The sequence below is a fragment of the Chloroflexota bacterium genome (assembly GCA_026706485.1).
Classification (GTDB): Bacteria; Chloroflexota; UBA11872; order UBA11872; family UBA11872; genus JAJECS01.
In genome coordinates, this window is sequence record JAPOYR010000010.1 from 371,047 (window position 1) to 392,276 (window position 21,230).

Sequence of the window (21,230 nt, forward strand, 5' to 3'; positions counted from 1 at the left end):
GTCGAGCGCTCGGGCCATTCGAAACGCCTTTCGAGCACGCTATCGAGCCACCTATCGCAACGTCATCCGATGGGTCATCCGAATGGCTGGCGCCGCGGTCATGCGCCCCCTCTCGGGTTGGGATCCAGTCCGTCCAACGGCTCCGACGTGCCCACTTTGACGCCGGTCGTGGTCGAAGGCTCGGGCGGTGTGGCAGGTTTGGAATTGGCTTCCTTGGTCTTTCGGGAGGCGTCCTTAGGCGGCTCGCCGTAGCGCTCCGCCACCAGCGCCTCGATCCGCGCCCGCGGCTTGCCCACCTGCTGCCGGCACTGGTCCCGCACTCCGTCGGCCGTCACCGGGTCACCGGCGGGGATGGGCACCACCCGCGCCTCGAACGGGCGCGCCGGCCGATTGTCCACGAGCGTCGTGATCGCCATGTGATACGCCGGCAGCCCGTCGAGCTGCTGGCGGGTGAACGTCGGCACCATCTCATCGACGAAGTGCCGCACTTGTGCCCGCAGGCCTCCAAACACCACGTGCGTGCGGGTGTTGATCAGCACGCTGTCCAGGATCGGCCGCAGCCGCGGATGGCCGGGGTTCTGCGTCGCCACCGTCAGTCCCACCCCGTAGCTGCGCGAGCGCTCGAAGAACGCCGCCATGTCCCGCCCCGTGTCCAGGAACTCCTGGAACTCGTCGAACACGGCGAAGAACGGTGGCCGGATATCGGCTGGTCGTCGGAGCACCGCCTGCCAGAATTGGGTCACCAGGATGCTGCCCAGCAGCCGCGAACCCGCCGCGCCCAGCGCCGTGTCCGCCTGGTCCAGATTGGCCAGCACGATCTTGCGATTGGCCAGCGCCCCGTCCCAGCCCACCGCCGAGCGCGGCTGCACCAGGATGTTGCGCACCCGCGGGTCCTGCACCAGCATCGCCATGCGCCGCAGCGCCCCGCCGAAGGTCAGCTCGAACTGCCGCGTCGAGGTGCGGTCGACCTGGTTCTGCCAGTAGGACCGCAGGAACGGGTCGGTCACCTGCGGCAGCAGCGTCTGCCGCCAGTCGCGGTCGAAGAACAGCCGCTCCAAGTCGAGCATGGAGGGCTTGATCTGAGGATTGGCGGCCAGGGTGCGGAAGCCGTAGGCGAAGGCCTGGGACATTGACGTGCCCCAGTGCAGGTCCTCGCCCTTCACCAGTTCCTTCATCATCGTGTAGACGGCCCCGGCCACGCGTTCGCCCTCGGCCGCGTCCCGGACGTCCAGCGGGTTGAGCGCCACCGGCCACTCGGTGTCGGCGAAGTCCAGCAGAATCGTGTCCTGGACGCGACCGGGCGGCACGGCGGCCAACAGCGCCTCGACCAGGTCGCCCTTGGGATCAAGCACGAGCAGGCCGTAGCCCTGTTCCATGACGGAGCGCGCCCACCAGTACAGGAAGGTGCTCTTGCCCACGCCCGTGGGGCCGACCACGAGGCCGTGTTTGAGGGCGTCGTGGGGCTTGATGCAGGCCCACTCTTTACCCGGATGCTCGGTCATGCGTCGCCGCTCTGCCCCAGGCGCAGGTCACGGCCGTGGGGCACGTCGCCGTAGCGGCCGCCCCAGCGCGTCCAGACCTGGGTCCCGACGAGGGTCTCCAGCTCGACCAAGGGCCGGCCGGTGAGCGCGTGGGCCTCGGCCAGGCTCACCACGAAGCTGGCGCCCGGCCACCAGCCCTGATCCAGGAAGCAGCGGTCGAAGCGATCCTTGCGCCAGGGACGGCGGGGCACGAGCCAGTTGAATGCGCCCCGGGTGGGCTCGAAGCACGCCAGCAGCAGGTCGAAGCGATCCTCGGCCTCCGTGCGGCTCGGTGCGTGCAGCCAGAGCTGGAGCTGCATGGTGAGCAGCGGGCTGTGGGCCTTGGACTCGGCGGCCCGGGCCTGGGCCTGCATCTCATGGGTGGGCTCACGGCGCGTCGGGTGGTAGTCCTGGCCGGTCATGAGGAAGGCCAGCATCTCTCGCAGCGCGCTGCCGATCTCGCGCAACACGGTGCGTCCCAGCCCGCCGCCCGACAGTCGCTGCCCGGCGCGGAGTTGGGCGACGCAGCGCTGTGCCTCCCGGGCCCGGCGTTCGCCCGCCCGCGCCACGAGGAAGCGCACCGCCACGCGCTCGCCCGCCGTCTGGTGGGCGAGGCCGCGGTCGAGTAGGACGACCGGGTCCTGGGCGAAGTCGTGGCGCAGCGGTAATGCCCAGTGCTGCTTGGGCGCCAGGTACGCGCGAATCGTATGGGGCGTGGGGACGTCCTCCCCGCTCGTCGGGGGCATGCGCTCACCGCTGGCGCCGTTGCTCGCGGCGGCTCGCATCGCACCGCCGACGTCAATAGCTCGTGGGGCGATAGCCCTGGGACGGTCGTAGGTCGATAGGGGCGGAGGACACCACGGCTCCGGTGCGCGTCCGGTGTAGTACGGACGCCCCAGCAACGAGGTCGATCCGCCGAGGTCGCCGATCACGCCTCGGGCCCCTTGCTCGACTGCGGTCCGGTGGCGTGAAGCGCCTCGCCGTCGCCACCGCTCCATCGCGTCCAGACCTGCCGCTCATTTAGGGTCGCCAGCGCCAGCAGCGGCAGGCCCGTCAGCGCGTAGGCTTCCTCATGACTGACCAGGAACGTCGCTCCCGGCCACGACCGTTCCCCGGCGAAGCCGCGGTCGAAGCGCCGCCGGCGCCGCGGCTCGTGCGTCTGCAGCCAGTTGCGCCAGCTCGCGCACGCATTGAAGCCCTGCAGCAGCCACCCCATACGGCCCTCAGCGAGATCCCGCGTCGGTGCCCGCACCCGGCAATGGATCTGCAGGCTCAGCAGGCGGGCGCGGGCCTTCGCTTCCACTGCCGGTGCGTCCCGTCGCAGCCGGGACCAGGACGCGCGCTGGTGCACGCTCCACCAGAGGCTGCTCGCAAGGTGGCGGATGCGCCCGCCCAGAGTGTCGGGCGGCGCATGCCGCTCGGCCCACAGGCGTTCGGCCTGGGCGCGAAAGTCGCGCACGGTGGCCGCGTCCGCCGGCGCGATGATGAAGCGGACGGCCAGGCGTTCGTCGGCCACAAGGTCCGCGAACCCCTGATCGAGCGGGGCATGGGGAACTTGGACTCGGGCATGGTCAAACGGCATAGCCCAGCTTTGTGCCGGCTTCAGATAAGCCCGAATCGTGTGGTGACCGGGGGCGCTGCGGCGCAACGTCCTCATGTCACGGACCCCACCACCACTCGGGCCGCTGGCTCGGCTGCACAGGGTCGATCTCGACGGCTCCGTCGTTCGGGTGCTGCGGTCCATCGGCGTCGTCCAAGACTGGAGCGAAATGCACCGCCGCCAACGCATCGTGTGCGATTCATCGGGGGAACTCCTTGGCGGGTCGGCTCGCAAGCGGCAGTTGCGGATGGGCTCGGGCCGTCCGCCGACCGACCTGCATCTGTCACAGCCCACCGTAGGGGTAGACGGCACCCGGCGGAATCCAGGTTTCCGTAATCGCGCACCTCAATCGGGTCGGTGGAACGTGGCGTTGTTGAGTGGCTCGGTAGCGAGTCGGCGGCTAGACCGGCACACAGACGCGTCGAAGTCGTCGGTTTCGCGGGCAACCCAATCGCAGCTCAGCTACGCGACTGCTCCTATGCACCTCTTCTCCGAAATCCGAGAACAAGGCACTAACCGTTTTGGACGGCTGGCGTTGCCTCGGTCCGCTGCTGGCCGCCGTTGGGTCCGGCGACGCTCGTCGGCGCGTCGCGAGTGGCTACTAGGCCGATGCGCTAGTGGTAGGGAGCGCGCGGTTGCACGTCGATCATGCCCCGCTTGGTGATCTCGCCCTGCAGGCGGCTGGGAACGTGCGTTGCGTCGGAACGTCCTGCCCCAAGTCGAGCGACTCCGCGATCTCGGGCGGCGTGGCGTGGAGAAATGCCACGAGCTGCGCCAGGTCCACGCAGGATCCCGGTCGTAGTCCCGCAAGTTGCCGCCTAACTAGCCCGCGCCGTGGGCCGGCGGCCGCTCGCGCGTCGCGTCCCCGCCGCCGCGTCGCAGTGCTGCCCGCCGGCACCCTGCAGATGCGGCGCTCAAGCCCGCCCTCGCTGGTGTCGGTGGTCACGAGGTCTCTTTCCCGTCTTCAGATCTGGACTTCCTGCAACTCACCAGGTTGCGTCGTGACGACGGCAGCTCGAATCTCTTCGATCTTCGACCGAGCATAGGGCCAGGAACCCGAGCGCAGCACAATGACGGCCAAGCGTCTGTCGTCGAGGTTCTGCTGGTACCTCATGCTCTGGTCGGTGGTAATCAGGACCTCGAAACCCTCTTCTTCCGCGATGTCCAGCAACTCACCGTTGCTCAGCGCCGCCCATCCTCTCGGTCCGGGCGTGTCGACGGTGTGTTCGGGAAGGAAGTTGCGGAGCGGTCTGGGCGTCCCCTGATCAAACAGGATTCTCAAGAGTGCTCACGGGCACGGGAGCCTTCAAGGATTCGGCCGCGTGCCGCAACACCGCCCTGACCTTCCAGTCTTCGGCACCCTCAAACCATTCGAGGAATTCCTCAACGGTGGCGCCGCTCTCCAGGTTCTCGAAGAGGGCGGATACGGGCAGCCTGGTACCGGTGAAGACCCAGGCTCCGCTTAGTCTGTCGGGAACGCTCTCGACCACCGGACACGTTTCCCAGTCCGTCATTCGATCACCTCCCACTCTGCGGCCAGTGTATCTGTCGCCTCGTCAGGGGGTGTGCGGAGATTCGTCCCAAATGAAGTGCGAACCGACGACCCTCAGCTCGACCTCGCAACCGAAGTGGCAGATCACGGCATCCTTGATCGTCGCCTTCAAGTCGGTCCAGTCGTCCCCCTGCGTGAAGATGCTGTAGCCCAGCGCACGAGCGTCGAAACCGCCCTCCGCTGCCTCCGTCACCTTGAAAACGATCTCTGCTGGCGCCTTCACCTGATTTCCCTGGCCCGCGAGTCCGAGCTCTTCCGTGTCCTCAGCCGCATGGATGCTGTGTGTTCACAGTGTAGAAATGTGGCAACCGGCACAAAGCAGCCGAGCGTTGGCGTCGCCAGAGCGCATCGCATTCAGGCAGCCCCGTAGCGCCGGCAGGTCGCGTCGGCGACGGAAACGGTGATGATCCGCATGGCCACAATCTCACAGATCTAGTGATGCACAACTCATGGGGGAGAGGTCTTATCCCTCAACAGAGACCAGCCCACCGCCGGTCACAGCAATAGCGTCTCGATTCAACTTACTGCCCACGGTCGCCGTATCGTCAGCAGGCTGGTTAACCCGATCCGCCAGATGCCGTTTCCAAAACCACCGAAGTCCGGTGGTGGTCGGGTTCTATCCAACTAGCTCGGCTGTGCCTAGCCCCTCAGCGCCGTACCGACGCGGCTTCCAAGTGCTCGCTCGCTGGTGTCATTGGTCATCAAGCCGCTGCGGCCTGCATGAACGGGTTGATCACCCGCAGGCCGCCACAGTCCTGTTGCGTGCTGAAGTCCTCTGAGTAGCTGGCCTCGCACCGCGCCACGCGCGCTGCGGCAAGAATCGCGCCGTCCCAGTAGGACAAACCGAACCGGCGGCTGCCTGGTCGAGTGGGTCGCGTGGCCTAGTGATAGAACTCTTGAAGCACTTGCAAGGAAACGGCAAGGTCAGGCTCCGAGAGCAGTTCTCGCGCGCGATGGCGCCTTTCAGGCTCTGCCGTCGCTCGGCTTGCCGCGTATATGCACACGTTGGTGTCGACAAAGCGCAAGGCTGCTACTCACCGGCCTGCTCCTAGGGCCTCGGTGCGGCCTCGGCGACCTCCGCTCTGGCCCGCGCCCGGTCGTACAAGTCCTCCCGGGGCAGGCTATCGCGCGTGTCCAATCCCACCCCACGCGCCCCGAAGTCCGCCACCACCTCATCCAGGAGCCAGCCGCGCCGTTCGGCCGCTGTCTCCACGCGCGCTTCCCCGGCCTGCCTAACAGCCAGGGTCCGCAAGTAGTCCCGCACCAGAGCCGATACCGACGTGTCGAGCTCCGCCGCGCAAATGCGGGCACGCCAGTAAGTCGCCTCATCGACGGAGACGGTGATGTCTTTCCTGGACACAATCTCACAGCTACCGTGGCTCACAGTAAATGCTGGCGAGCCTCGGCGACCGCGCTGGCGTTATACCAGGACACGTTCTGGCGCTGCGCCCAACCCAATCTCAGCGGCGAGCCGCGATCGACAAATGAGTCGGATTCCAACCCGGCGAGCCCCGGGTCGGGAACCTGGACTCCACTGGCTGGGATAGTCTCAGAGTCCGGCGGCAGTTCTGCGACAACGTGAACCACTGCAACTGGCACGGGTCCGTGAGTGACCACATCACCACTCTGCGCGGGGGCTGGTGAAGGCACCTTTAGCAAGTCGACCCAGACTGCCGAGCGGCGCAGGCTCGGACGGCAGTGCGGTAGTGCACTCCGGCGCTGCCAGCCGGGCCAAAGCGAAGGTGTTGGTTCCAACCCCTTGTAGCCGGACAAGCATGATTGGAACGATCGAGGACCTGCCCGGTCCGCGATGGCTTAAGCGTTCATCGGGTACCAGGACGTCCAACGTCCTATTGGCGGCCAGCAACTACCGTCCACCCAGAACCCTAGTGAGGCCCTGCGCCGCTGCGAATCTGTTGGCTCTCTGGGTACCGGACCGGACGGATTCCAGGCTGCTAGCGGAGTATCGCGCTATGGGCGTGGCTCGATCTGGATGCCTGGTTCGATGCCGTCCTGTTATTCTTTTCGCCCTCATTCGGGAATATGCGCATTCATTCACTGCGCAGGGTGCGGTCGATGGAGGCCAGGGCGGCACATTGGCGGTTCGCGCGCATGACGCCATCGCAGGTCAACGAAGACCCGGTGCAGGGCGAGTTCTTCACTGCAGCTGCCGATCTACCTGATCGGCTGGTCCGGGAGTCGATTCAGAATTCGCTCGACGCACGCCGGGGAAGGGAAACGGTGCGCGTCCGCTTTGCCTTCAGCGGGTCGCAGCACGCCTTGCCTGTACATGCCGCGCAGCGCTGGCTGGCAGGACTTGCTCCTCACCTCGAGGCCCTCGCCCGACCGGGCTCTGACGAGTCTTCCGGTTCGACCAGAATTGGTGCAGAAGCGGATGCGATGCGCGGTGCCCTGGCCTGCCTCAACCAGCCAATGACGTGGCTCACAGTTGGCGACTCCGGCACCACCGGTCTGCTCGGTGACATTACGGCCAACCGTGAGCGGGAGGCAGGAAACGATTTCTGGGGCTTTTTTCGTAGCGTTGGAATCTCGCCTAAGGGCCAAGACTCTGGCGGCTCGTGGGGTCTAGGCAAGTGGGTATTCCCCGACGCCTCCCGCATCAATGCCTACCTGGGCGTCACGCACCGAGCAAATGAGGATCACGCCATGCTGATGGGCATGGCGATGCTCAAGACCCATCACATGACGGCTCAAGACGGGGACGAGGTCAAGTACCCGCCGTATGGCTACTACGCTGCCGCAGCACACGAGGACGACGACGAATGGCTGCCGCTACCAGTCACGGCCGACTCTAGTCCCGCCGGACTCGTGGCCAACGCAATTGCTGACTTTCAGCTTGAGCGGCGTGGAGACGGACCCGGGCTCTCAGTTGTCGTGCCCTACCCGAGGGAAACCGGGGAAGAGGATGAAGAGGTCCTCACGCCGGCCACGATCGCCCGTGCTGTGGTCATCCAGTACTTCCTGCCTATCGTACGCGGTGACCTGGAGGTGGAGATCGTTAGGCCCGGCGAGGGCGCCCGCGTCATCGATGCCGCGACCATCGAACGCGAACTGGCGATCATTAAGCCCCGGCGCGATGACAACGCACCAGACTGGTTGCGCGGCGCGGTAGAGCTCGCACGCTGGGCCGTCGGGCTCGACGATGGTGCACACCTTGAGCTTCCCGTCCCGACCGGCAGGGACAGCGACTTCGAGGGTGTGGACCTTCCGGCACTCCGTGAGCGATACGACCGAGGGGAACGTCTGGCATTCCAACTGGCGCTGGATGTGCGCACCCGTGACCCCGACGAGCTGACTCCAGCCAATTTCCGCGTCTATCTCGAACGCGATGATGACTTGCCCAGGGGGCACGACTATTTCGTGCGCGGCCATCTGCGCATCCCCGAGATGGATCACATTCGGAGCCATAGGGCACGCGCTCTCGTGCTGGCTCACGGCGAGTCGGATTTGGGTCACCTGCTGCGTGATTCAGAAGGACCCGCGCACGCATCTTGGAGTCCGCAGGCACAAAGGCTAAAGGACCGATGGATTGGTGGTTACTCCCGAGTTCAAGCCGTGCGCCGCGCTGCGGCTGTGCTCTTGCAGCGCCTGGCCGAGCGCCCCGAGGAGAAACAGTACGACGCCCTAGCGGACTTGTTCCCATCCAATCTGACGGCGGAGCGCGGCCGCGGGCGAACGCGGCGTCCGGGGACGGGCGGCCTGGATCCAGTGGAGCCCATCAACGGCGGGGCAACGGCGGCGCTGGCGACGGTATCGGTCCCTGGGGGATTCCGCGTGCGCGCGGGGACGTTGGGCGGGAATGGAGTTTCAGGCTCTGAGTGGTCGCTGCGCTTTGCCTACGACGTAGCACGCGGCGGCAAGAGCCGTGCCTTCCGGCAATACGCGCGGGGCGCCGACCAGGAAGCGCCTGATTTCTCGCTCCGCAGCGGGCAGGTGCGCGTCGAGCAGCAAAACTGCGAGCACGAAGTTACGGGCGAGAATGAGTTGCGATTCCTTGCGCTTGCCGATGACTTCAGCCTGACTGTGACCGGCTTAGATGAGCGCGATGTGCTAGTTGAAGTGCAGCAAGTTGACACAGCCCCGGCACAAGCGACCGACGGAGAGCAGGAATGATCCGCCGGCTGAATAGCACCGGGCGTCGGACGGTCAAGCGTGAGCATGCCAAGGTGAGCCTGCGCCCGGCGGAGAATGGCGCTCCGTCGATTCACGACATGCAACTCGATCTCGCTGGCTACGGCTTCCCGCCGGACGCTCGCGTGCGCGTCGAGGCCTGGCGCAGCAATGCCGTACAGCGCTGGGACTACGGCACCGTGGGCGCGCTCACGCCACCATCTGCCGAGCAGCGCCGAATGACTGAGGTGCCGGAATCGTCCCAGTTTCGCGTGCTGGTGGTTGCCGGAGACGGTTCCGGACGGCTGCTGGGACACATGCCCAGCATCAAGCCAGTTCTCCCGCTGCGCTCGTTGCTTCCGGTGCGTGAAGTCGACGAAGACGAGCTTGGCGGAGAGATTTGGCGCGTCGACTTCGGGGATGGCGACTTACCCGAGCTGTGGGTCAATCGCGCGGTCGGCGGGATCAGCGAATTCGTCCGCACTAACAAGGACTTTCGGGCCCTCGTAATGCCCGCCGTGCTACGCGTGATTCTCACACGCATTCTTATAGACGAGCGCGCCGATCCAGAGGACGGTGAGAGCGCTTGGGAGGGCTGGTTCCGGCTGGCAAGCAACCTTCTCCCGGATGCAGACGTCCCACGGATTGAATCGAATGGGGAGGCAAACGACCTAAGCGAAGCCAGGAGTTGGATCGACTCGGTGGTGGGGGCATTCGCGCGCGACAGAGTATTCGCTGTCGGTGCTTACTCAAAGCCTTGGGACTACTAGGCAGCGTAGTGCGTGCTCCTGATCTGGCTCAGTGCAACGGCTGCCTACCAGGCGCCAGGCGTCCGGGCAGGTGATGTGTTGGCGAGATGCCCATGAACTGTTGCAGCGCTATTCGGATTACCAGACCGCTCAAGAAGCCCGGACATTCGGCCGATATCCGCGCGGACAGAGAATCTGGCCGCCCATCGTTGGGCTTGCCGATTTGCCAGACAGCGCACTGCTGCATGCCCGTCTCGTTCCGTCCGCGATCGACCGCCATCCGAGCGATCCGGAATTGTCAGACACCATGGACGCACGTTTGGCAGGCACCGGCGGCTGGAAGCCCCGTGGCACCGATTCAGATGGGGCGACGGTGAGCGAGCACGGCCACTCCCCCCGGTCCACCGACGTTCAAGCGGCGCTTGCGGCATTGGTTGGGGCGCGCGCGCACATCACGGCCGAACAGGGACTGCCTGGTCGCGTCGACCTGCACGACCTCACCGGCGGTAATCCACTCGCCATGAGACTGTTGAGCGACGCTCTTGGTCACCCCGCAACGCGCGTGCGAAAGCGCTCGGCGCGCAGCGCAATCATGTCCGCCCTCAGCGCTCTTGATGGTCCGCCGCAAGCCGATCGCCCTGGCACAACGACCCTGCCCGGAAGTCCGGTGACGAATGAACCGGCCGATCGGACCAGCCCCGAAGGTGGGAGACCGCCCGGCGCCTTGGTTCGCCGACTAACCGCGGATGGCCTGCGGCGTGCGCGTGAGTTTCTTGCCGAAATTCGCGAGCGCCCGACGGCCCTGTCCGAACCGCCGCGCGATCTCCTCTACGACGAGCGCTACAGCCGCCCATTCCAACCAGAAGTTTGGATCGAGCGTCGCTCCTTCCGCACGCGCCGCGAGGCTGCCGAGTATTTCGCTCCCAAGCTTGCGTCCATCCGGCATCTCGTGGCCGACCATGCGGGCGTTTGGTCTTGGCTCGGGATGTACTACTTTGCCGAAACGGTGCGCGTCGAAGACGGCGAGGTTCGACTGTCGCCGCTTGACGAGACCTTTGTTGTACACCGCGAGGACACTCGGTCCTACATGCTGAGATTCCGCCATTACCTCTGGGGAGCATGGAGGCTCTATGAGATGCACGGCGAGACGGCTGCATTCCTGCTGAACCAGGAATTGACTTCGTTCGGTGATATTGCGCAACGAACGTTTGGTGCAATCCGAATATTTAACTCGGCTGGAATTGTCCCGCTAATTCTGCGCCTATATACCAAAGACGGGCAACAGAAGCGAGGCTTTGGCCACGGCCCCGGAGGCTTGCGGCATCTTCTCCGGGTGTTGGACCAACTCGAACGGACGTACGACGTTTACGGCATGGCACCTGATGCACTAGCAAGGGTGCTGCCCGACGAATTCCGGCGCTGGGATGGTGTGGCCGAAAGTGCTCCGGATTTGGGGGGCACCAACGCATCGGACTCTTCCTCGGTTCGCAGCGTCGACGACGATCCGCCCGCGGGAGATCATTTGACGCCTGCGAGCGATTCAGCAACCAGTAGTGTTCCCGCTCGCGCGGTCGACGAGGCTGGCTTGGCCTCGGTCGAAGTCACGATCCGCGAGCTCGTCGACGCGCGCGCAAGGATCCAGGCGCTCGAACCAGTGACGTGGGTGGACCTGCGAGGATATCTCGAGGAAGGCTCCGAGTGCTGGAAGGCGTACGTTTCAGCGCACGGAATCCCTGAGACTCGCCTCTTTCGCGATATTGCCCTGAGCCGACTAGCTGACGCCATCCAGTCGATCGGCGGTGGCTAAGCCGCCTGCCACGGCGTGACTTTGCCCCCGCACCTGACCTTTCGTCCGGCCGAGGCGCCCATGTGGGCGGACTTCGAGCGGCTGCTCGATTCACCGGGCCGTTGTACTGCTGGTGCATGCCGCCGCGGGCGATGGCCACAGAGGGAACGGCTCCAGCAAGGAGGTCGCCGATGACTAGCCATAAGACGCGCAAGGCTGAACCGCGGGCATCTGCCTCGTTTACGCGCGAGCTGGAGGCATTTGTCCGCGACTGGGAAGAACACCTAGTCCGAGTCGGCTATGCGCCGCGCACAGTGAAAACACACGTCCGCGGCCCAAGCGTGATGTTGCGCTGGCTGCGTGGTGAAGTGATTGCGCCGGGGCAGACGGGACGCTGATCGGCTCGTGGGCCGCTGGCCAGACTTACCACATGGACAACCCGCAACGGCCCTACGGGTCGTGCAATCGGATCAACGGTTAACGCGCGGCGGCTTATCTGCAGACTAAGCTTCAGCTGCGGCAACGCCTTTGCCTGTCGCATCGTCCGGCGGAGGTCGGTATGCCGTTAGCGTCAACAGGCGCAGTGGCAGGTATGCGCGGTGTCCGAGGAGGTCTTGTATTCCGCGCTGGCTCGGCGAAACCGCGCTTGACTCGCGAGCAACTCGCGATCGATTGATCACGGCCAGCGACTGAAGCAAGGATTCCCCAGGGCAAGAGAAAAAGCCCATCGTCGGTCGAAACTTGACTGCCCGGTTTGGCTCGCAGGATCCCGGTAGGGCGCCGATTGGGGTAAGTCCTGCGGAGCCTCCGATTGCTCCTGGCCCTGGTGGCACCCGCGAAGGTCAGGACTCAGTCAAGGTCGATGACCAGACGACAATGGTCGCTCGGTCCCCACTCGTCAGGTTCGTTTAGGGCGCGTGCCGTCACGCGGTCGGCAATGTTCTCCGTGGCAAAGACGTAGTCAGCTTGCGCCCAGGCTTGCGCAGGCGTCTCGCTGATTGACCGGAAGGTCACGACATCACCACGATCGCTGCGGCGTCCCTCAGGCACGACGTGGCGAAAGCCCAGCGCCTGCATTCGGTCGAATGCCGTCCTGAAGTGCAGGGCCTCCCGCTTGTTCCAGATCGCGGTCGGATGGGTGCTCCATCCCGGATAGATGACCCAGTCGCCAGCGGCAATGACTCGGCTCCGGCGGCCAACCAGGCGCGCGAGATCGGAGATCAGCCGGTGCACCGAACCGATGGGCTCGCGGCGACTCGGGGAGCCCGACTCGTGCGTGAAGGCGTTGGACCAGGGCGCCATCGAAATGACGGTGAGCGGCTCGCCGCCGTCAACCGGGGTCACTATCGCGGCACCGAGCGTGGCCCACTCGCTGGTGTAAAAGTCGTTACTGAATTGATCTCCGATTGGCCCCGTGGCAATGAACTTGACGCCGACACGGTCCGATAGCCGGGCCACGACCGAGGGATAGCCCTGGCCGGCATTGCGGCGCCTTTGCCAAAGTCGGTGGTCGACGTCGACGAGCTGATGAAGGTCCTCAGGCACGCGCGAGGCTTCCTGCAAGAGCCCGATGTCGACATCGGCCATCTGCACCAGGTCAGCCCATGATCGGCGCTTGGCCTCCATGTTCCAGCAGACGATCTTCATTGGACGTGCACCCCAATCAGTTCGATTCTCTGGTCCAGCTTCAACGTTTGCCTGTAGGAGTAGGACGACGGTCAGTACGGTGCCGGCCCGACCTGGTCGGCGGCTGCGTAACTTCGCCCAATAGGTCTTGCGCTTGTCGTTGCCGCCCTTGTTCTGGCGGTTCGTATGATTCCGCCAGCACCGCGGATTCGGACGTCGACTCTGAGAAGCACGGCGCCGTCCTACGACCGTTGCATCCGCACCTGGTCTTGAAGTCCCAGGTCGCTCAGAATCTGCGTTAGCTCCGTCTCCATGTTTTGCGCATGCGCGGAGCCGACGGTCACTGAGAAGTCGACCGTCACCACGAGATCGTCGCCAGCGCGCAGCTTTGGAATCAGCTTCGTCCCGAGTCGGTTCCAAGTCTCCGGCGGAACAGGCCCGGAGAGGCGAATAGTTGTGGTGCCTGTGCCGGGACCCGGGCCAACGATCGGTGGTGGTTCGGGGCCTGGCGGCGGTTCGGTGCCCGGACCCGTCCCGTTGTCCGGTTTCGGCGGCGGAGCTTCGCTTGCCGCCCTGAGTTCCTCAGCTTTGGCCTTGGTCAGGAGAAACACATCGGCCTCAAACGCCACTTCCTCTGGCAGAACAGGCTCCCGATACCACCAGCGCTCGAAGCCGCCGTCGGGCTTTGCGCCGGACGCTAGGCCGAAGTCACCCCGCGCTACAAAGTCGACGATCTGCCGTCGCAGGATGGCGTCTGGATCGATCAGGCGGGTCAGCGCGCCCGTAAGGAAGCTCTGGCGCAAGCTCAGCAGCGGCCAGGCCGCCGCATCTTTGAACGCGGGCGGCCAATGGCGATCGATATACCCCGCGCCGACGGACTCGTTGAGCAGCGCCTCGGTCTTTAGAGCGCTGATGATCCGTCCGCAAAGCGTGTCGCTGGCGCTGGCGTGCCCCGCGCCAAGGTCGATCACCTTGAGTCCGTTGCTTTCGTGGGAGTCGGCAAGCACAACGAACCGATAGGCGGCCCAAACCTCGTCCATTGCAGCCTGCTCCGCCTCTCGGACGCTGGCCCGCACGTCGGAGCGATCCGCGCTGTCAAATTCGCTGCCCAGAGCGCCGTCGCGCACCTCTTTCTCCACTCGCCGCCACGCCAGCCACATTTCGGCTTTGTCGCGAAGCTCTCGGCCCGGTCTCCTCGCGCACCAGACCAAGGAACCCGGATACAGCCGGGGGGAACTACCCCGTTCCTTGGTCCATCGGCCAATGCGCTCGACGACCCCGATTGCCTGCCACTCCATCTCCGGATCGAGGACGACCAGCGTGAGGCGCGATGAGTCTTGAACGGCACTGCTGTCCTGTGGGAAGAAAACGACCGGAACGCTCGCACTGGCTTTGAAGGCATCTTCGACAAGCCTGCGAATTGCAGGCCTGACTTCAGTTTCCTCATCGAGCGAGGCGCGACGGTCGCTTACGACCTTCTTCAGGGTCGCCTGATGGTGGATCAGGTAGCCGTCCGTTCCGTACCGGCGCACGAAGAAGCTGCGTGCTTCCAGCGCGTTCGCCATGCTGTCAATGGTCGTAGTCTCGACTTCCGGCTCACCGAGGGCGAACCGCAATTCCGGCAGGTGCGCCACTTTCTCGAACTGTCCCCCGGACGACTCGAAGAGGATTGCCGTGCCCACCCGGCGGTGGATATCCCGCAGCGCTCCCTTGGTGTCCGCGTCAAGAGCCCTGGCATGGGCCATCGGTCCCGCCAGGTCGGCTTCGATTGCCACGTCGAGCCGTGTCTCTCCTAGTTGACCGAGAACGACAGCGCGGAACTCGGGCACGTGCAAGGGCGCCGAGCCCAGCGTGATCAACGGCTCAGTTCGAGCTTGTCGAAACTGCTCACGCGAAGCCCACGAGATCCACTGCGCCAGCATGGCCAGGGCGCCGCGGGTCTGTTGAAACTGGGGGAGCGCTTGCCACTTGCGCTGAAAGACCGAAAGCGTCGCCGGATGGAAGGGATAGCAGGCTTCGAATCGGCCTCTCAAGAACTCCTTGGCTCGGTCTTCCGTCGTCGCGGTATCCACGGCAAGCCACTCGGGTGGGAGCCGGGCAGTTCGTTCGAAGCACCAGTCGGCGTAGGCCCTGGCAACCCGCTTGCGAATGCGAGGCTTGCCCAAATCCTCGAAGAGCCGCCGTCGCACGACCTCGCTTATTTCGGACTCGTCATTGGCGATCAGATCCCGAGCAACGCGCCGCACCACCTTGGTAATCCGTTCCTGCCATTGCTGATCCCAATCGGTCATTTCTACCTGGCTGCGCGGCAGGCTGATGACTGCCGCAGCTTGCGTGGTGCCGGTCACGGCGACGGTCAGGTTTTGTAGGAACGCGTGAAAGCTGTCGGCCATTCCTCGATGGCGGTTAACAAAGTTCAGCACTTCGTCGAACAGCAGTAGCACCGGGGCATCCGCGGCAGCGAAGACTCGGGCCAGCGCTTCGGTGCCTGGTGGAGCAGTTCGCGCGGCGGCGCCCAGGGCGACGACGCCCGCGTCCCCCGCCAGTTGGCGGGCCAAATCGATCCAGGGCGTTTCGCGCCCCTCGGTTGGGTCCCAAGCATTGCCGACAAACACGCCGACGCGGGCCGATGGCACAGTCGCAACCCCGGCCATGGTGAGCAGACCCGACACGCCCGGCAGCCCAACGGCATCCGCACCGGTGTTGGCCAGGTGATACAGCGCGGTGAGTGTGTGCGTCTTGCCACCGCCGAACTGCGTGATGAGCGCCAGCACCGGCGCCGTGTTCTCAGTCCGCCCGGACAAGCGCCGCAGCACCATGCCGGCGTGCTCGGTCAGCGCACGGGTAAAGCACGTGCGGGAGAAGAAGTGCGCAGGGTCCCGGTAATCCGGGGGCGCGGTTCCCGCCACTACCTGCTCGAGGGCGATGGCGAACTCGTCGGGACTGAAGGATCGGCCTTCCCGAACTTCCGGACGGAGAGTTACAACTCGATACCAGGGATCCATGTTCTAGGTCACTACCGGCATGAGAACGACGGCGTCGCGAAATGACTCTCGGTTCCCAGGAATGACCATCGTGTAGCCCACTAAATCACCGCGGCACCGCAAGGAGCATGGCGTCGAGCAGACGTTTTTCCTGGCTGCCGCGAGGGTAAAGGGCGGAGAGAGCGTTGGCGAGACGCAGGAAGTCGGGTCCGCGGTCCTGCTCAGCCTCCAGCAAGTTGCGCAGCGCCTGTGTGCGCCCCGACCCTTGAAAGAGCATCGCGATGTGGACCCGGTCCAGCGTGGTGGCTTCCAGCGTAGCTCGAAGTTCGTCTCCCGCAGCCTGTGCGCGTACGCGGCGCCGCGCACGGGTTCGCGTGCCGGCGGGCTCGGCAGGGAACAGGGTGAGCTGCGCCGCGGCTTCCGCGCTGGACTCGATCTCGTCGGCCAGTCCGCCGGCCCCGGACTGGCCGAAGAGTTGCCGGCTGCGTGCCGCGACCGGCAGCAAGCGCACAACGCCCTTACGCGTCTCGATGATGCGCGATCCCCAGTCGTCCAGATGGATGCCCAGCGGCTGGGCGAACCGGCGCACCACGTCGAAAGGCAGGCTGTAGGCGGCGGCCGTTCCGCGCGGAATCTCATCTTCGTCGGAATCCCCGCCCCCGCTGGTGCTCTGCAGCGTCCAGAGAAACAACGCGGTCAGGCGGGCGTCTTCTTCAAGCGCCGCGGCGAGACCATTGCGGGCCTGGGCCTCGGCGGTTCCCAGCACCTGGCGCAACGCCTCCGTTCCGACAACCTCCCAAACTCTCTCAAGGTATTCCGAGAGGGCGACCTCTCGACCCTCCGCAGTCTCAACGGCGGAATAGCGGCTGTAGATCTCCAGAGCCGGACCAACGCACGCAAAGACCAAGTCCGCGCCGCGGATACCTTCGCCCTGCAGGCGCTCCATCCATGAACCGACGCGCACCGGCAGCTCCCGCAGTACATCGGCCCAATCGCCAATTCGTGCATCTCGAGACCGCGGCCGGCAAATCAGATGCACACTGGTTGCCAATGCTGCAGAGTCCTGCGAACGAAGCCGACCAGGCCTCTCAGTTGCTATGGGCCAGGAACCCGTGATAGTCCAACCACCCTGGATCATGCCGGAAAGAAGAGCTTCCCATCCTTCTGTGGTCTTGTGGGCGAAGACCACCGAGCCGATTCCATCCTCATGCAATATGCGCCGGCCCTCAGTGAAGGCAACAGCCATGCCATCTTCGAAGAACTGTTGGTCCTTGTGAGGGTAACGCTCGGAGTCCCAGTGGGCCATTTCACATAGTTCTTGGTCCTTGGGAGTCAGTTGGTTGTCCGGATCGAAGGGATCTTTCAGCAAAGGATGATTGGGCAATGCACGCTTCAGCCATACAAAGAAAAAGTCAGAAAGGTCGGCATAGGGGACTGCAAAGTAGTACGGCGGGTCAGTAAACCAGACGCTGGCCGAATGGTCAGGCAGTGGATGGTCGGCCCCATCGGCCTGCTCAACTTGACCTGTTGGACACCCGGGGATTGCGTTGATAACTCTAGCGATCCACCCTATTGCTCCGTCGATATTTCCAGACGAATCCGTTAACTGTGCGGCCTCGGCAAAGTCCCAGACCATAGGCAACGCTTGTCTGCCAAAAGTATGGGCGACAAATTCGCCCCCTTCTGCCCAAATCACGCCAGAACTTCCGTAGTCAGCACATCTTCCAACTACCATAGCTAGAGCCAAGCTCGCTACATCTCCATCTGAACTTCTCGCAATCCCGCTCGCGAATTCTACCAACGCCAGCTTCTGCCTAGCCGTAAACAAGTCGCCCCATGTATTGATGCCGTAAATCGGAACGTTAAAGGTTCCGCTCATCAGCGGCAGCACCTCATTTGGTACAGGACAGAGACTCTGCTGCCCGCTGCGCTCCCACTCGACCAAGAGACTCTCCACACGCTTCTGCGCCGATCGAACCGCCGCATAGTCAGTGTGCGTCGGCAGCCGGTATCGGCGGCCCCGCTCGCTGGACCTGAGCGTCACCACCGCCGTCATGCGGGCACCTCCGATGCGATTGCCCTCCGCATCGAAAACCGTGTCCGTGCCGCCGCGCTGACTGGCAAGCTGTGCGCGAACCCTCTCCGGCGCGAGCACCGCGCCGCAGCAGAGACAGGTGGCCCTGGCTCGGGCGACAGTGCCGCCAGGAACCTCATGGTCGGCTGTTGGGATGAATATCTCGAAGTTCACCCACGGCGCAACGCCGTCCGCCCGTTCCACCCTGGGCCACAGGGCCCGCTTGCGCTTCGGTTTCTTGCACAGCCATAGTGACCGCAGCAGTGGTATCTCGGCACCGCAGTTGGGAGCTTCGCAGCGCACGGTGCGCGCCCAGAGATAGGCGATGGGCGTGGCCCCATCTGGGTCTTTGGGATACAGGTCTGCCAGCTCCCGCTCAGCCTTGGCCTTGATTTCCGCGCCGACCCGCTGAAGCTCCTCGGCCAGCTTCGGACCGTGCCGCGGGATGTCCTCCAGCATCACCTTGAGGATCAGGCAGGCCACCGGGTTGAGGTCACTGGCGAAGGCCTCGCAGCCCAGCCGCAGCGCCTCCAACGGAATGGATCCACCCCCCGCAAACGGGTCCACCACCAGCGGCGTCTCCTGCGGGTGCGCAGCCTTTACCAGCATTCGCGCAACGCGCAGATAGACCGGAAATGCCGCCATGTCCCAGTTGGCGAATGCGCCGATGAACCAGAGCAGCGCCCGGCGAAGCTCCTCATCGCTGCGTGGCGGCTGCCGAACTTCGCTTAGGATCGTTGGCGCCTGGGTCTTGAACGCCTCAGGACAGTTGGGATCACAAGGATCGGGCAGCAGCAGCGCCATAAGCACCGCGCGCGACGAGGCCAGTGGCCTCCGCGCCCACCAAATGTGCAACGTTGACGGATGCCCATGCCGGATTGATTTCTCACGCGCCGCGTGCCGCGAGACCTCGGCAATGGGGAAGTCCACCTCAGCCAGGCGTTTGCATGCCTTAGGAATCATCTAGAGATTCCGGCTTCGGCTGACTTCACGCCGCCTTTCCCCAGCGGTGCTGCACGTACTTCACCGCCTCGTTCACCGGAAGCGGGCGGGTGGCATTGCCAGTGCGAAGGAAAAAGACCGCGGAATTTCGGTCATCCACGTAGATCGGATGGTCGCTCGCTTCGACCGTCACCTGGCAAACGTCATGTCCGTCGATCTCGTGGAAGGTGATTGTCAGGTACGACGACGCCGCTTCGCCGAGATCGCGCGCGACGAGCTGTTGCAGGTGCAGCTCGAATCCGTCTCGATCCTTTTTCTTCAAGGTCCCGTAGTCAGCCGAGATCCCAACAGCGGCTCCGGCGTCGTCGACGCCGATTAGGAGTGTGCCGCCGTTCCCGTTCAGGAATCCGGCCATCGTCTTGATAGCAACCTTCTCGAGTTCCTTGTTCACACGCTCATCGCGACGGTCCCAGCGAAGACTTGACTTGAATTCGAGCGTGTCGTTCTCGCCCGCCTCCATGCGCCGTCGAACGGCAGACTCGTCCGTCTCATCCTCTTCACCCTTGGGAATCCAGCTGGCAATGAACTCATTCATGGCCTGGGCCAGCAACTGCCTGCGGGCAGCAAGGAAGTTGAAGAAGCTATCCGCCCCCCATAGCTCCCGATCCATCGGCACTCTTTGTGCTCGGAGTGCGCCCGGCTGATTCCCTTCAATGTCGACGAGGTACTCCGCCGGGGACGCGGCGGCTATCTTTCGATTGGCCTTCTGTGTGAGGAAAGCCCGGTTTGCAACCTCGTTGATTGACCGGCTATCAGACTTTGAGTGCAGCCCCGCCTTTAGGAGAATCTTTCTCGGAAAGATGTGGTGAGACTCAAGGCCGTTGCGTTTGCCAACGGCGTCGTCGTAAAGCCGAATACCCGAGAACCAGTCTCGAGCGCCACGAGCTCGGGCCAACACATAGCTGAATCGTCCCAAGGCCGAGCCGATGCCCGCCCCGGCTAGGTCGGACGCCTCCAGGGTAAGCCGACCCCGCTCGCGCAAGATGGCTGCCTCAAGCTCAGGCGTGGGATCGGGGTCACTGTTGGACACCAGGGCCGTGTCTTGCTGAAGCTTCGTCTCGGTTGCGCCCGAGTACCGCGCCCACAGGCCGGCCAAATACATCCAACGGATAAACCGGCGCTTGATCGCGTCATTCGGAAAGCTACCCCCCTGCCGCGCGAGGTATACGGTCATCGGCACGAGGACGTTGCTGGTCGGCAAGTCATTTAGATCGTCGACAAATGCCTCGTGCTTCAAGACGTTCACGAGATGCTCAAACGCCACCTGCGTCTCAAGCCAGGCATCTTGAAGCTGCTCCGCAGGAACTCTAAGGAACGCACCTTCCAGCGTCACCGATCCAGTTGCTATACCGGCGAGGCATCGGACGAGGAAACCGAAATCCCCCCCGAACCCGTGCTTGGTCATCTCCCCATTGAATGTGCGCAGCTCTGCGCGGGCCTCGGGCCAAATGCTGCAAATGTGGGCCAACGCTAGATCAACCTTGGTAAGCGGCGTTCCACTGCTATTGACCCGATTAAAGATGTCTACCACTTCGTCGACGGTATAGTTGTCTCCCGTCACCTGGTCGACCGTATAGTTGTAGCCGCGAATCTGGTCAAGCCTGGCAAGTCTGGACAGATTGTTCTGGATGATTTCCCGGAGCTCATCAGGCAAATCTCCTAGCCTGTCCAGCAAGCTATTCAGCCCCTCACTAAGAAAGTCGTGAACACTGAACCAGGCGGGATTGTTTTCCATATGGGTCTTTTGCCAAAACCGGAATTCTTCAGTTTGCACATTGAAGTAGAGGTCGAAGAACAGCGACTCACCTTCGTAGAACGGCGGCGCCTTCCCTTCGACTAGAACGTATAGCGTCGTAAGCCGCTGCTGGCCATCGAGGAGCAACAGGGAGTGGCCGTTGGAACTCGAATCATCCCCGCGAACTGTGGACGGCTTGTAGGTTCGCCATACAAGCAGATGGCCCGTTGGGTGCTTGCGATACAGCGACTGCATGAGGCCTCGTACCTGGTCACGCTTCCACACATAGCCGCGCTGGAACTCAGGCAACAGAATTTCATTCCGCTCGATCTGGCTGAGCAAGTCCTGGATGGATTTCACTTCATGCATTGCGGTACCTCAAACTGCTGAGGCCATTTGGGCGGATCCGCGTGGCTCGGAGGACAGGGGCGTGTGGCATCCATCTGCCAATCGCGTGATCGAGCCCCACTG

At 64.1% G+C, this 21,230-nt stretch carries 16 protein-coding genes; 4 read left to right on the top strand and 12 right to left on the bottom strand.

Features of this window, described 5'->3' with window-relative positions:
* Positions 1–98 precede the first annotated feature (98 nt).
* The 8 genes from OXG79_09295 to OXG79_09330 form a co-directional block, all read right to left on the bottom strand.
* The gene (locus OXG79_09295; protein ID MCY3783966.1) at positions 99–1,502 is read right to left on the bottom strand and encodes a DUF853 family protein; all 1,404 of its coding nucleotides are present in this window, start codon (positions 1,500–1,502) and stop codon (positions 99–101) included.
* Positions 1,499–2,452: a hypothetical protein gene (locus OXG79_09300; GenBank protein MCY3783967.1), complete on the bottom strand. Its 954-nt coding sequence runs from the start codon at positions 2,450–2,452 to the stop codon at positions 1,499–1,501. The genes OXG79_09295 and OXG79_09300 overlap by 4 nt, the downstream gene beginning before the upstream one ends.
* Positions 2,449–3,102 (bottom strand): hypothetical protein, encoded by a 654-nt coding sequence (locus tag OXG79_09305; protein MCY3783968.1) that lies wholly within the window; start codon positions 3,100–3,102, stop codon positions 2,449–2,451. The genes OXG79_09300 and OXG79_09305 overlap by 4 nt, the downstream gene beginning before the upstream one ends.
* A gap of 982 nt (positions 3,103–4,084) precedes the next feature.
* Entirely contained in the window at positions 4,085–4,402 is a 318-nt protein-coding gene (locus OXG79_09310) for a hypothetical protein (GenBank protein MCY3783969.1), read from the bottom strand.
* Entirely contained in the window at positions 4,386–4,634 is a 249-nt protein-coding gene (locus OXG79_09315) for a DUF433 domain-containing protein (protein MCY3783970.1), read from the bottom strand. Before OXG79_09315 ends, OXG79_09310 begins: the two co-directional genes overlap by 17 nt.
* 42 nt (positions 4,635–4,676) lie before the next feature.
* Entirely contained in the window at positions 4,677–4,895 is a 219-nt protein-coding gene (locus OXG79_09320) for a 2-oxoisovalerate dehydrogenase (GenBank protein ID MCY3783971.1), read from the bottom strand.
* 478 nt (positions 4,896–5,373) lie between these two features.
* The gene (locus tag OXG79_09325; protein MCY3783972.1) at positions 5,374–5,514 is read right to left on the bottom strand and encodes a hypothetical protein; all 141 of its coding nucleotides are present in this window, start codon (positions 5,512–5,514) and stop codon (positions 5,374–5,376) included.
* A gap of 206 nt (positions 5,515–5,720) precedes the next feature.
* Positions 5,721–6,032, bottom strand: a complete 312-nt coding sequence (locus tag OXG79_09330; protein MCY3783973.1) for a hypothetical protein — start codon at positions 6,030–6,032, stop codon at positions 5,721–5,723.
* A gap of 752 nt (positions 6,033–6,784) precedes the next feature.
* Here OXG79_09330 and OXG79_09335 point away from each other — a divergent pair.
* From OXG79_09335 to OXG79_09350, 4 genes are all read left to right on the top strand, one after another.
* The gene (locus tag OXG79_09335; protein MCY3783974.1) at positions 6,785–8,806 is read left to right on the top strand and encodes a hypothetical protein; all 2,022 of its coding nucleotides are present in this window, start codon (positions 6,785–6,787) and stop codon (positions 8,804–8,806) included.
* Complete coding sequence (locus OXG79_09340) at positions 8,803–9,573, top strand: hypothetical protein (GenBank protein ID MCY3783975.1); 771 nt, start codon at positions 8,803–8,805, stop codon at positions 9,571–9,573. The genes OXG79_09335 and OXG79_09340 overlap by 4 nt, the downstream gene beginning before the upstream one ends.
* Before the next feature lie 100 nt (positions 9,574–9,673).
* Positions 9,674–11,359, top strand: a complete 1,686-nt coding sequence (locus OXG79_09345; GenBank protein ID MCY3783976.1) for a hypothetical protein — start codon at positions 9,674–9,676, stop codon at positions 11,357–11,359.
* Between the two features lie 170 nt (positions 11,360–11,529).
* Positions 11,530–11,736: a hypothetical protein gene (locus OXG79_09350; GenBank protein MCY3783977.1), complete on the top strand. Its 207-nt coding sequence runs from the start codon at positions 11,530–11,532 to the stop codon at positions 11,734–11,736.
* A 451-nt stretch (positions 11,737–12,187) separates the two neighbouring features.
* On the opposite strand, the gene OXG79_09355 is transcribed toward OXG79_09350, so the two are convergent.
* The 4 genes from OXG79_09355 to OXG79_09370 form a co-directional block, all read right to left on the bottom strand.
* Complete coding sequence (locus OXG79_09355; GenBank protein MCY3783978.1) at positions 12,188–12,985, bottom strand: hypothetical protein; 798 nt, start codon at positions 12,983–12,985, stop codon at positions 12,188–12,190.
* A gap of 221 nt (positions 12,986–13,206) precedes the next feature.
* A complete protein-coding gene (locus OXG79_09360) occupies positions 13,207–15,969 on the bottom strand; it encodes a DUF499 domain-containing protein (protein MCY3783979.1) in 2,763 nt (920 codons plus the stop codon).
* An 85-nt stretch (positions 15,970–16,054) separates the two neighbouring features.
* Positions 16,055–18,985, bottom strand: coding sequence for a DUF1156 domain-containing protein (locus OXG79_09365; GenBank protein MCY3783980.1), 2,931 nt, complete (start codon positions 18,983–18,985; stop codon positions 16,055–16,057).
* A gap of 25 nt (positions 18,986–19,010) precedes the next feature.
* Positions 19,011–21,128 carry a DUF262 domain-containing protein gene (locus tag OXG79_09370; GenBank protein MCY3783981.1) on the bottom strand — a complete coding sequence of 706 codons (2,118 nt, stop codon included), beginning with the start codon at positions 21,126–21,128 and terminating at the stop codon, positions 19,011–19,013.
* Positions 21,129–21,230 lie beyond the last annotated feature (102 nt).